General features: G+C 53.4%; 10 protein-coding genes. 5 read left to right on the forward strand and 5 right to left on the reverse strand.

Annotated features, from left to right (window positions below):
• Positions 1-61: 61 nt before the first annotated feature.
• The 4 genes from SK34_RS12400 to SK34_RS12415 form a co-directional block, all read right to left on the reverse strand.
• Positions 62-1,093 (reverse strand): ABC transporter substrate-binding protein, encoded by a 1,032-nt coding sequence (locus tag SK34_RS12400; RefSeq protein ID WP_003021397.1) that lies wholly within the window; start codon positions 1,091-1,093, stop codon positions 62-64.
• On the reverse strand, positions 1,090-2,394 hold the full coding sequence (gene uhpC / locus SK34_RS12405) for an MFS transporter family glucose-6-phosphate receptor UhpC (RefSeq protein WP_044714438.1): 1,305 nt from the start codon (positions 2,392-2,394) through the stop codon (positions 1,090-1,092). Before uhpC ends, SK34_RS12400 begins: the two co-directional genes overlap by 4 nt.
• Before the next feature lie 85 nt (positions 2,395-2,479).
• Positions 2,480-4,021, reverse strand: coding sequence for an MASE1 domain-containing sensor histidine kinase (locus SK34_RS12410; protein ID WP_046669802.1), 1,542 nt, complete (start codon positions 4,019-4,021; stop codon positions 2,480-2,482).
• Positions 4,021-4,650 (reverse strand): response regulator transcription factor, encoded by a 630-nt coding sequence (locus tag SK34_RS12415; protein ID WP_046669947.1) that lies wholly within the window; start codon positions 4,648-4,650, stop codon positions 4,021-4,023. The genes SK34_RS12410 and SK34_RS12415 overlap by 1 nt, the downstream gene beginning before the upstream one ends.
• 335 nt (positions 4,651-4,985) lie before the next feature.
• Here SK34_RS12415 and tauA point away from each other — a divergent pair, with 335 nt between their 5' ends.
• Genes tauA through tauD form a run of 4 tightly spaced genes read left to right on the forward strand, consistent with a single transcriptional unit; the run spans position 4,986 to position 8,402 of the window.
• The gene (tauA, locus tag SK34_RS12420; RefSeq protein WP_003021410.1) at positions 4,986-5,948 is read left to right on the forward strand and encodes a taurine ABC transporter substrate-binding protein; all 963 of its coding nucleotides are present in this window, start codon (positions 4,986-4,988) and stop codon (positions 5,946-5,948) included.
• 14 nt (positions 5,949-5,962) lie between these two features.
• On the forward strand, positions 5,963-6,730 hold the full coding sequence (gene tauB, locus SK34_RS12425) for a taurine ABC transporter ATP-binding subunit (protein ID WP_048233151.1): 768 nt from the start codon (positions 5,963-5,965) through the stop codon (positions 6,728-6,730).
• Positions 6,727-7,557, forward strand: coding sequence for a taurine ABC transporter permease TauC (gene tauC, locus SK34_RS12430; RefSeq protein WP_048233153.1), 831 nt, complete (start codon positions 6,727-6,729; stop codon positions 7,555-7,557). The genes tauB and tauC overlap by 4 nt, the downstream gene beginning before the upstream one ends.
• Positions 7,554-8,402, forward strand: coding sequence for a taurine dioxygenase (gene tauD / locus SK34_RS12435; RefSeq protein WP_003021417.1), 849 nt, complete (start codon positions 7,554-7,556; stop codon positions 8,400-8,402). Before tauC ends, tauD begins: the two co-directional genes overlap by 4 nt.
• A gap of 59 nt (positions 8,403-8,461) precedes the next feature.
• Here the strand turns inward: tauD and hemB are convergent, their stop codons facing one another.
• Entirely contained in the window at positions 8,462-9,436 is a 975-nt protein-coding gene (gene hemB, locus SK34_RS12440; protein ID WP_048233154.1) for a porphobilinogen synthase, read from the reverse strand.
• Between the two features lie 508 nt (positions 9,437-9,944).
• On the opposite strand from hemB, the gene ehaB reads away from it, so the two are divergent.
• Positions 9,945-12,869 carry an autotransporter adhesin EhaB gene (gene ehaB / locus SK34_RS12445; RefSeq protein WP_048233156.1) on the forward strand — a complete coding sequence of 975 codons (2,925 nt, stop codon included), beginning with the start codon at positions 9,945-9,947 and terminating at the stop codon, positions 12,867-12,869.
• Positions 12,870-12,948: the final 79 nt, after the last annotated feature.

The following is a 12,948-nucleotide window of genomic DNA, read 5'->3' on the forward strand; positions in this document are numbered from 1 at the left end:
CGGTATTCCAGGCCGGATGCGGTATTTACACCGCACCCGGCAAATGATCGCCGATGTAGGCTTATTTACCCATCTTCACTTCGCTGACCCACTTATTGATCAACGCTTTACGCACGTCGGTCGAGCCGTACTTATCCATGTCGTAATTGATAAGTTTCAGGTCGTCGAGCTTCAGCGAGTTAGGAGACGTCTCGGCGGTGGTGTTGGTCAGGATCTGATAGGACTTACCTTTCTTCCACGCCAGTTCCTGGGCATCTTTTGACAGTACCCAGTCAACGAACAGTTTGGCGTTATCGAGGTTGCGCGCGCCTTTCAGAATGCTAACGCCGCCGATCTCATAGCCAGTACCTTCGCACGGTGAAATTAGCTCCAGCGGTGCGCCCTGTTCTTTTTCCAGCGAGTAGTCGTGCAGGAAGCCAATGCCAATCGCCGTTTCGCCACGGGCGGCGTTACGCGCTGGGGCAATGCCTGATTTAGTGTATTGAGAGACGTTGGCGTTGAGCTGTTTCAGGTAGTCAAAGGCCTGATCTTCACCCCACAGCTGGGCAAAAGTCGCCAACGCGGTATAGGCGGTACCGGAGCTTTGCGGGTCAGCAATCTGGATTTCACCTTTGTATTCCGGTTTGGTCAGATCCTTCCAGCATTTTGGCACCGGCAGGTTTTTCTCTTTCAGGCGCTGGGTATTGACGCCAAAGCCCAGAATACCGACGTAAACCGCTGAGGAGAGATTGCCTTTCACCTTCGCGGGATCGCGGAATTTCTCCATGATCTGTTCGAGATTGGGTGATTTATACGGCTGCAGCAGGCCCATTTCCCCGGCCTGGGACTGCGGATCCAGCGTACCGCCGTACCAGACATCCGCCTGCGGATTTTTCTTCTCGGCATCCACTTTCGCCAGCGTACTGCCCGAACCGTTGCGAATGAATGAGGTTTTCACATCATATTTTTCACCGAAGGCTTTGGTTTCGGTTTCGCACATCTCGTTAGTGGCGCTGCAATACACCACCAGACGGCCCTGCGCCTGAGCTGCGTTACTGAAGGCTGCCAGCGTCAGAGCGGAGGCAATTAGTGTAGAGGTAAGCGTCAGTTTCATTGTTTTATCCTTTGACTGAGAGAAGGGGTAATGCCTGCAATGAGCAGTGGCATCAGCAATAAACCCATAAAGACAGCGGCGACCGAGAGCAAACTGAACATTCCCGACCAGCCGTAGTGTTCTATGACCAGCGACAGTGGCCAACCCGCCAGCGCGGCCCCCAGATAGGCAAACAGCCCGAGAAAACCGGTAATTGAACCTGCTGCCGCTTTGTGTCCGCACTCCACTGCCGCGAGGCCAATTAGCATCTGTGGGCCAAACACAAAAAAGCCCACCGTAAAGAAACACATTGCCAGTAGCGCGTAGTGGTGCACCGGCGCCAGCCACAGCGCGGCGACGGAGACCATCAGCCCCAGCGTGAACAGCAAAATCATCGGCGCACGCTGACCGCTGAACAGCAGATCCGATCCCCATCCAGCAAACAGCGCCCCCAGCAAACCGCCAACTTCAAACAGCATCACCGTGGCATTGGCGCTGAGCAGATTCACGCCGTGGCTTTCCGTCAGCCAGATGTTGCCCCAGTCGTTGAGCGCAATGCGGATCAAATAGACCAATACATACGACACGCCGAGCAGCCAGATCATCGGGTTTTTCAGCATGGTGGTACGTAACATTTGCCATAGCCCCATCGGCGGACTTTGCTGTTCCTGACGCAGCTCCAGCGGGTCATGCCGCCATTCCCCAACCGTCGGTAATCCCTCTTCCCGGGGCGTGCCTTTCAGTTGCAGAGTGAGCCAAATGCCTAACGCCATGCTGATAATCCCCGGTGCCAGCATCGCTGCCTGCCAGCCCCACCAGTGGGCGGCAAAGGCGCTAATCAGCGGGATAACTGCCCCACCAATGTTGATCGACATATTCCAGCAGCCCCACCAGAATCCGCGTTCGTTGCGCGAGTACCAGTGGGTCAGTAGTCGGGCGCAGGGCGGCCAGCCCCAGCCCTGAAAAAATCCGTTCAGCGTCCAGACCACCAGCAGTAGCGTCAGCGATTCACCAAAGGCGAACAGCACATTCAAAACACCGGTGGCGAAAAGGCCAATGCCCATAAATGCGCGTTGTCCGTGGCTGTCGTGCCACAGGCCGGCGGTAAATTTCGACAGACCATAGGTCAGGTAAAACAGCGACCCCAACAGACCGATATCGCCTTTATCCAGACCGAGGTCCGTTTGTAGCGCCGGGAGGACGTAGTTAACGCTTTTGCGCGTCAGATAAAACGCGGCATAGCCAATGACCATACACATCAGCAGCCGAGGGCGTAGCGCCCGGTATTGTTGGTCTGTTTCGCTGGCTGGGCGTGCGTGCATGGCTGTCTCCGTTTGTGCTGACTATAGGAAAGTGAAAGCAAAAGAGGATGAGAGAAAGTCCAGAGTGGCTAAGACTTTTTCCTGGTTAGCGGCTGATTTGTTGCAAATTTGTGGGCAGGTTAACAATTACCCGCGTGCCGCCGTTTGATTCGAGCGTCAGTTCGCCGCCAAGAGCGCTGACCCGCTCACGCATTCCCTGGATACCGAAACCGGGAATTTTTTCCGGCAGAATACCCACGCCGTTGTCAGCGACGTCCAGAAACAAGCGCTGTTCCTGCTGGCGCAGCGTAATCGACACATCGCTGGCATCGGCATGTTTACAGACGTTATTGAGTAACTCCTGCAACAGGCGATACAGCGTGAAGCGCACCGTTTCGTTTTCTGGCGTATTCTCTAGCTGATAATCAAAGCGACAGCGAATACCCCGTTCAGCAAAAGCAAATTCATTCACCAGATGATGTAGTGCATCTTTAAAAGACAGTTCATCGAGCGCGGGTGGGCGCAGCTGGCGCAGCAGCTGGCGGGTGGAGTGGTGAATACGCCGGGCCAGGTCGTTGATCTGATTTGCCGCCTCAAGCGTTTGCTCGCGACCCGGTGCGCGTTTGACCAGTTGTGATTGAATTTGAATGGCGGTGATGTTCTGACCAATTTCGTCGTGCAGTTCCCGCGCCAGGCTTTTGCGCGTGTTTTCTTCGGTGCGGATCAGCTGTTCGGTCAGCGCGCGACGCGCCGCCAGTTCAGTTTCCAGACGCTGGCGATAATGGTGCAGGTTTTGCGCCAGATGCTGCTGGCGGCTGATGGCGATCCCCAGCCCTATGCCGAGCAGCGCCTGGGTGGCGAGGAAAATCTCCAGCTCCAGTAAATTACTGAACCCGACGCCGATTTGCCGGGCGATGGTGATCATCATACTGCCGAGCAATCCGGACAACACGCCGCCCTGCCAGCCAAATTTCCACGCCATCACCACGTTCGGTAAGAACACCACGATCAGCAACAGGCGCTCGATCTCCGGCGACAACACCATCTGGGTGCCGATGCCAATAATAAAAAACAGGCTGCACCAGATGATAAGCGAGGTGCGCAGCGGGGGATTGGTGGTATCCAATCCGAGCAAATGATAGCGGTGCTGCTGGCGCAGAAATTCATAGATCAGATAGACAAACGGCGTCAGCAGCACGCCGCCGGTAAATGACGCCAGGCCAATTAACGTTGCCGGACTTTGGATAAACGGTGAAAGCAGGGCGGTATTGAGCAATGAGGTGATCGTCACCGCGGCCAGCAGCAGCGTTAAGCGCTGCCAGTAAAGGGGGAAGCGGTGCCAGTATGACTGGCCGATGCTCGCCGGAATCAGACTAATTAACGGCGCAGCCAGCAGGATATAGCCATTCAATAATTGCTCACTGTGCAGCCAGAACAACATCAGCACCGGCGGCAATACCAGCGCGGGCCAGTAACGGCGAGAAAGCAGGATGAGCAGCGCGAGATAGACGCCGTGTGGCAGGAACAGCGCCGCCTGCTGGCCGTTGTGGGTCAGGTAAAACCCCAGCGTCCACAGCATCAACCAGCCCGATCCCCAGGCCAGCAGAATAAACAGAGAAATAACCCAATGCCGAAGGCTACGCGACATTAATGCCCCGTTAATAGCTGGTGTTCGAGGGCAAAATGCACCAGATCGATGGTGCTGTGGCATTGCAGTTTGCCCAGCACGTTCGCCCGATGAACGTGCACCGTCTTGTGGCTGAGGTCGAGCTTGAAGGCGATCTCTTTTACGCTGTCGCCTTTGACCAACAGCTCAAACACTTCGCGCTCGCGTGGGGTCAGTACTTCCAGTACCTGCGCGGGCTGTTCGCCGCCGCGTAGCGCCCGCAGCGCATCGGCGCACAGGTAATGCCCGCCCATACCGACCGATCGTACCGCCTGCACCAGCTCCTCTGGTCCGCAGCGTTTGGTCAGGTAGCCACTGGCGCCGGCATCCAGCGCACTTTGCACAAACGTGGGTGAGTCATAGATGCTGAGAATGATGGCGCGAAAACCGGGCTTCTGTGCCCGCAGTCGTTTTAACAGGCTCAGACCATTTTCATCCGGCATGGCGATATCCATCACCGCAACGTTGACGTCATCATGCAGAAGTGCAGGCCAGGCCTCCGCTGCGCTGCTGTACTGACCGGTAACGTTGAGATCGTCTTCGAGACTGAGTAATTGCGCAAAGCCGGAACGCACCACCACATGGTCATCCACCAGCACAACATGAATCATGATTTTACTCTCTTGCCTGATAATGGCGTCTATGATGCCGGTCAGCGCCGCGCTGGCAATCATCCAGGTGTAGTTATGTAACGAATGTAACAAAATCGCAATAATTTGCCGGGTGTTGTAGGCCGGATAAGGCGCTTGCGCCGCCATCCGGCAACAGTGCCTGATGGCGCTGCGCTTATCAGGCCTACGAATTCCATCTGTAATGAGCAAAATCGCTAACTATTGCCGCTTTTTTTCTAAAAACGCTTTGTTCTTAGCCAGAATTTTTAATTCCTTTATCAAATTGTGCCGCAACGAAATACTGCCTCCATAACAAGACAGGGGAGCAGACAATCATGGCTATTTCATCGCGTAACGCACTTCTCGGTGCACTGGCATTCATCGCATTTCAGGCGCAGGCGGTGAACGTAACCGTCGCTTATCAGACCTCCGCCGAACCCGCCAAAGTGGCGCAGGCGGATAATACTTTTGCCAAAGAGAGCGGCGCTACCGTTGACTGGCGCAAATTCGACAGCGGCGCGAGCATCGTCCGGGCGCTAGCCTCCGGCGACGTGCAGATCGGTAATCTTGGCTCCAGCCCGCTGGCGGTCGCCGCCAGTCAGCAAGTACCCATTGAAGTTTTTCTGCTGGCGTCAAAGCTTGGTAACTCCGAGGCACTAGTGGTGAAGAAAAACATCAGTAAACCGGAAGATTTGATTGGCAAACGCATTGCGGTGCCGTTTATCTCCACCACCCATTACAGCCTACTGGCGGCGTTGAAACACTGGGGGATTAAACCCGGTCAGGTGGAGATTGTGAACCTGCAACCACCTGCGATTATTGCCGCATGGCAGCGCGGGGATATTGACGGCGCGTACGTCTGGGCTCCTGCGGTCAATGCGCTGGAAAAAGACGGCAAGGTGTTAACCGACTCATCGCAGGTTGGTGAGTGGGGCGCACCGACGCTAGACGTGTGGGTGGTACGCAAAGATTTTGCAGAGAAGCATCCTGAGGTGGTGAAAGCCTTTGCCAAAAGCGCTATCGATGCGCAGCAACCTTATATCGCTAATCCCGATGAGTGGCTGAAGCAGCCGGAGAATATCAGCAAATTGTCGCGTTTAAGCGGCGTGCCGGAAGCGGATGTGCCGGGACTGGTGAAAGGTAATACTTACCTGACGCCGCAACAGCAGACTGCCGAACTGACCGGACCGGTGAACAAAGCCATTATCGACACCGCGCAGTTCCTCAAAGAGCAGGGCAAAGTCCCCGCTGTTGCGACGGATTACAGCCAGTATGTGACCGATCGCTTCGTGCAATAAATAAGGAGGCGCTGATGCTGCAAATCTCTCATCTTGCCGCCAGCTACGGTGGAAAACCGGCGCTGGAGGATATCAACCTGACGCTCGATAGCGGTGAGCTGCTGGTGGTACTCGGACCTTCCGGTAGCGGGAAAACCACATTGTTAAATCTGATTGCCGGATTTGTGCCGTATCAGCATGGCAGCATCACGCTGGCGGGTAACAGGGTTGATGGTCCGGGGGCAGATCGCGGGGTCGTGTTCCAGAATGAAGGTCTGCTGCCCTGGCGTAACGTGCAGGACAACGTGGCTTTTGGTCTGCAGCTGGCGGGGGTGGATAAACCACAGCGTCAGCGTATTGCCCTGGAGATGTTGCAGAAAGTCGGGCTGGAAGACGCGGGCAAACGCTTTATCTGGCAGCTTTCCGGTGGACAGCGGCAGCGCGTCGGCATTGCGCGGGCGCTGGCGGCCAATCCACAGTTGTTGTTGCTGGATGAACCTTTTGGCGCGCTCGACGCCTTTACTCGTGAGCAGATGCAAACCCTGCTGCTGAAGCTGTGGCATGAGACTGGCAAACAGGTGCTGTTGATTACGCACGATATTGAAGAAGCGGTGTTTATGGCGACAGAGCTGGTATTGCTGTCGCCAGGCCCTGGCCGGGTACTGGAGCGTCTGCCGCTGAATTTCGCCCGTCGCTTTGTGGCTGGAGAGTCGAGTCGCAGCATTAAGTCCGATCCGCAGTTTATCGCCATGCGCGAGTACGTGTTAGGTCGAGTCTTTGAACAACGGGAGGCATTTTCATGAGCGTGGTGATTAATGATAAACCCCGTCGCCAGCGCGCGCTCAACTGGCGCTGGCCGTTCTCGCGGCAGATTACCTTAAGCCTTGGTACGTTGGCCGTCATTTTGGCTTTGTGGTGGACGGTGGCGGCGCTGCAGTTAGTCAGTCCGCTGTTTTTACCGCCACCGGGACAGGTTTTACAAAAGCTGATCGTTATTGCCGGTCCGCAGGGATTTATGGATGCCACGCTGTGGCAGCATCTGGCGGCGAGTCTGACACGTATTGTTATCGCGCTGCTGGCGGCGGTGCTGCTGGGCGTTCCGGTTGGAATCGCTATGGGGCTGAGTCCGACGATGCGCGGCATTCTCGATCCGATCATTGAGCTGTATCGTCCGGTTCCGCCCCTGGCCTATCTACCGCTGATGGTCATTTGGTTTGGCATCGGTGAAACCTCCAAGATCTTGCTTATCTATCTGGCGATTTTTGCCCCTGTAGCGATGTCGGCGCTGGCGGGAGTGAAAAGTGCGCAGCAGGTGAGAGTGCGCGCCGCGCAATCGCTGGGAGCCAGCCGTGCGCAGGTGCTGTGGTTTGTTATTTTGCCGGGGGCATTACCTGAGATCCTCACCGGATTACGTATCGGACTTGGGGTGGGCTGGTCGACGCTGGTGGCCGCAGAGCTGATTGCCGCCACGCGAGGCTTAGGATTTATGGTCCAGTCTGCCGGTGAGTTTCTGGCAACGGATGTGGTGCTGGCGGGGATCGCGGTGATTGCTGTTATCGCGTTTATTTTAGAACTGGGTCTGCGTGCGCTTCAGCGCCGTCTGACGCCCTGGCATGGAGAAGTACCATGAGTGAACGTCTGAGCATAACCCCGCTGGGGCCGTATATTGGCGCACAAATTTCCGGTGCGGATTTGGCGCGTCCGCTGAGCGATAATCAGTTTGAACAGCTTTATCATGCGGTATTGCGCCACCAGGTGGTGTTTCTGCGCGAGCAGGTGATTACGCCGCAACAACAGCGGGCGCTGGCGCTGCGTTTTGGCGATCTGCATATTCACCCGGTCTATCCGCATGCCGAAGGAGTAGAAGAAATTATCGTGCTGGATACCCATAACGATAATCCGCCGGATAACGACAACTGGCACACCGATGTCACCTTTATCGACACACCGCCTGCCGGGGCGATTTTAGCGGCGAAAGAGCTGCCATCAACCGGGGGCGACACCCTGTGGACCAGTGGGATTGCCGCTTATGAAGCATTGTCTGAGCCGTTCCGTCAGTTGCTGAGTGGCCTGCGGGCAGAGCATGATTTCCGTAAATCATTTCAGGAATATAAATATCGCAAGACCCCAGAGGAGCACCTGCGCTGGCTGGAGGCCGTCGCTAAACATCCACCGTTGCTGCATCCGGTGGTGCGCACGCATCCGGTGAGCGGGAAGCAGGCGCTGTTCGTGAATGAAGGATTTACCACGCGAATTGTTGATGTCACGGAAAAAGAGAGCGAGGCGTTACTGAGCTTTTTGTTCGCGCATATCACCAAACCGGAGTTTCAGGTGCGCTGGCGCTGGCAGCCCAACGATGTGGCGATTTGGGATAATCGCGTGACGCAGCATTATGCGAATGCGGATTATCTGCCGCAGCGGCGCATTATGCATCGGGCAACGATTCTGGGAGATAAGCCGTTTTATCGGGCGTGATGATTACCGGAGACGCTTCACTTGCCGGGCCTACGACCTGTAGGCCCGGTTAGGCGTTATTAACGCAGAATTTTTTTCTCAGCCAGATCCAGTGCGAAGTAGCTGAAGATCAGATCCGCGCCAGCGCGTTTGATCGACCCTAAGCTTTCCAGCACCACTTTCTCTTCATCTATAGCCCCCGCCAGCGCCGCGAATTTGATCATCGCGTATTCACCGCTGACCTGATAAGCGCCAATCGGCAGCTCGGTGCGCTCGCGGATATCACGCAGAATATCGAGGTATGCGCCAGCCGGTTTGACCATCAGGCAGTCTGCGCCCTGGGCTTCATCCAGCAGCGATTCGCGAATCGCTTCCCGACGGTTCATCGGGTTCATCTGATAGGTTTTACGATCGCCTTTCAGCGCGGTGCCCGCGGCTTCACGGAATGGGCCGTAAAAAGATGAGGCAAACTTAGTGGAGTAGGACATGATAGCGGTATCGGTGAAGCCCGCGGCGTCCAGCGCCTGGCGAATCGCCTGTACCTGACCATCCATTGCGGCGGAAGGTGCGATGAAGTCCGCACCCGCTGCGGCGGCAACCACCGCCTGCTTGCCGAGGTTGGTAAGGGTTAAATCGTTATCCACGCCGTGATCGCATAACACGCCGCAGTGGCCGTGTGAGGTGTATTCGCAGAAGCAGGTGTCGGACATGACGATCATTTCCGGCACGGTCTGTTTGCAGATACGCGACATGCGCGCCACCAGGCCGTCTTCTTTCCAGGCATCGCTACCGGTGTCATCCGTATGGTGGGAAATGCCGAAAGTCATCACCGAGCGGATGCCAGCACTAGCAATGCGTTCAATTTCGCGCGCCAGGTGCTTCTCTGGAATACGCATCACGCCTGGCATGGCGTCGATAGCTTTGTAATCGTCGAGTTCTTCTTCAACAAAGATCGGCAACACCAGGTCATTTAAGCTGAGTGTTGTCTCTTCAAACATAGCGCGCAGCGCGGGAGATTTGCGCAGGCGGCGAGGGCGTTGGATTAGGTCTGTCATGGTATGCCTGATGTTTGTGGAATCGAAGGCCGTAGTATACCCGAACCTGAGGGCGTGTGGTTTACGAAAGTTGGCGTTATATCTGGATTTCCTGTAACGAAGGGATGAATCATTAGCACAATTTATTCACAAGCATAGCAATTTATTTATATTCATTATTTTGTTTATTATTTTTTTATTATTTTAAATATCTATGTGTTTGCTTTTATAGCGTGGCGTATAGATTTTGTTTATTTATTAGCTATATATTTGTTTGCGTTCTGATTCATTAGTGAATTGTATGATTTGAATGTTGGTTAGCTTTTAATTGATTGAAAGTGTTGGTTTTTATATTTCTTAAATGGCGTAACTTGGATTTATTACGTTGTCCGTTTTCGGACAACGGGCAAAGAATAATTGAACCTTTCCTTAATGAAACCGCATAATCGTCCCTGCGAAACATAAAATGTTTTCTTTGCATTGATAATTGATGGATCAACTATATTACGTCCCTGAGGAGGGATGACAAATGCACACTTGGAAAAAGAAACTCGTAGTCTCACAATTAGCATTAGCTTGCACTTTGGCAATCACTTCTCAGGCGAATGCTTCTACTGATATCTCTGGGACCGCCTACACAACGTTTACCCATTATAATGATGCATCTTATGCTGATGGCGTCTATTACGATGGATATGTCGGGTGGAACAATTACGACACCGATAGTATTTATAACGGTGATATTTATCCGGTAATCAATAACGCTACTGTCAACGGCGTTATTTCTACTTATTATCTGGATGATGGGCTGTCTACTAACACCAATAACAACAGCCTGACGATTAAAAACAGTACCATTCATGGTATGGTGACATCCGAATGTATGACCACGGATTGTACTAACCGTACAGGTACCGACTACTACTACGATCGTCTGGCGATGAACGTTATCAACTCAACGATTGATGACAACTACGAACATTATACCTACAACGGTACGTATAATGACGCGGCTGACACGCACGTTGTCGACGTTTATAACCTGGGGACGGCTATCACGCTGGATCAAGAAGTTGATCTGTCTATCTCCAACAACTCTCACGTTGCGGGTATTACGCTGACTCAGGGTTATGAGTGGGAAGATATTGACGATAATACCGTCAGCACTGGCGTAAATAGCGGCGAAGTGTTTAACAACACCATTGTTGTTACCGATTCTACCTTGACCTCTGGCTCATGGTCTGATGAAGGTACCTCCGGTTGGTTTGGCAACACCAGCAATGCGAGCGACTACAACGGTAACGGCTGGAACGCTAATGATGTCGCATTAGCGGTTATTGCTCATCCGAATGCTGATAACGCGATGCAGACCAGCGCCACGTTTAATAATTCCACGCTGATGGGCGATGTGCTGTTCTCCAGCAACTTTGACGAGAACTTCTTCCCGAACGGTGCTGATACTTATCGTGATACCGATGCCGATCTGGATACCAACGGATGGGATGGTACTGACCGTCTCGATCTGACTCTGAACAACGGCAGCAAGTGGGTTGGCGCGGCCATGTCCGTACATCAGGTTGATGTTGATGGTGACGGTGTTTATGACAGCTACGCTGCGGGTACTGAAGCCACCGCTACGCTGATCGACATCACCGCTAACAGCCTGTGGCCAGATTCAACCTACGGTATTGATAGCGACACGACCTCTTATGACGAAAATGGTCATGTGGTTGGCAACGCTGTTTACCAGAGTGGTCTGTTCAACGTCACGCTGAACGGCGCTTCACAGTGGGATACCACCAAAACGTCTCTGATTGATACCCTGAGCATCAACAGCGGTTCCGTCGTCAACGTGGGTGATTCTACCCTGATCTCCGACACTATTGGCCTGACCGGTGGTTCTGCACTGAACATCAACGAAGATGGTCATGTTGCGACCGATACCCTGTCTATTGACAACAGTACCGTCACAATTGCTGATGATGTTGCTGCTGGCTGGAGTGTAGGAAGTGCTGCACTGTATGCCAACACCATCAACGTTACCAACAACGGTGTTCTGGATGTGGGTAACAGCACAGGTGATGCACTGCAGGTTGATACGCTGAATCTGACCAGCTACACCGACGCTTACAACCATGTTAATGCGGGTGTTTTCGACATCAACAGCACTAACTATGTACTGAATGCTGACCTGACCAACGATCGTACCAACGATACGACCCAGGCTAACTACGGTTATGGCGTGATCGCGATGAACTCTGATGGTCATCTGACTATCAACGGTAACGGCGATTCCGACACCTCAGGCGATCAGTCTGAAGTTGATAACTACGGTGACCATGTCGCGGCAGCAACCGGTAACTATAAAGTGCGTATCGACAACGCGACCGGCGCAGGCTCTGTTGCTGATTACAAAGGTAACGAGCTGATCTACGTTAACGACACGAACAGCAACGCGACCTTCTCTGCAGCCAACAAAGCTGACCTCGGTGCTTACACCTATCAGGCACAGCAGCAGGGTAACACCGTTGTTCTGCAGCAGATGGAACTGACAGACTACGCGAACATGGCGCTGAGCATCCCGTCTGCTAACACCAATATCTGGAACCTGGAACAAGACACCGTTGGTACTCGTCTGACTAACGCACGTCATGGTCTGGTTGATAACGGTGGTGCATGGGTAAGCTACTTCGGTGGTAGCTTCGATGCAGATAACGGCACCATTAACTACGATCAGGATGTTAACGGCATCATGGTTGGTGTTGATTCCAAAATTGATGGTAACAACGCTAAGTGGATTGTCGGTGCTGCAGCAGGCTTCGCGAAAGGTGATATGAGCGACCGTACCGGTCAGGTGGATCAGGATAGCCAGACTGCCTACATCTACTCTTCTGCTCGCTTTGACAACAACATCTTTGTTGACGGTAACTTAAGCTACTCCCACTTCAACAACGATCTGTCTGCTAACATGAGCAACGGTCAGTATGTTGATGGCAGCACCTCTTCTGATGCCTGGGGCTTTGGCTTGAAACTGGGTTATGACCTGAAGCTGGGTGACGCAGGCTACGTAACGCCATACGGCAGCGTATCCGGTCTGTTCCAGTCTGGTGATGATTATAAGCTGAGCAACGACATGAAAGTTGACGGTCAGTCTTATGACAGCATGCGCTATGAACTCGGTGTAGATGCAGGTTATACCTTCGCCTATAGCGAAGATCAGGCGCTGACTCCGTACTTCAAACTGGCCTACGTTTACGACGACTCTAACAACGATTCTGACGTAAACGGCGATTCTATCGACAACGGTGTAGAAGGTTCTGCGGTACGTGTTGGATTGGGTACTCAGTTCAGCTTTACCAAAAACTTCAGCGCCTACACCGATGCTAACTACCTCGGTGGTGGTGATGTAGATCAAGACTGGTCTGCAAATGTTGGCGTTAAATATACCTGGTAAGACATCTCTCGTTGTTAAAGAAAAGATAATCTAACTCAGAAAAATGCCCGTCACGGATTTGACGGGCATTTATTGCAAG

The organism is Citrobacter sp. MGH104 (genome assembly GCF_001034485.1).
Lineage (GTDB): Bacteria > Pseudomonadota > Gammaproteobacteria > Enterobacterales > Enterobacteriaceae > Citrobacter > Citrobacter freundii.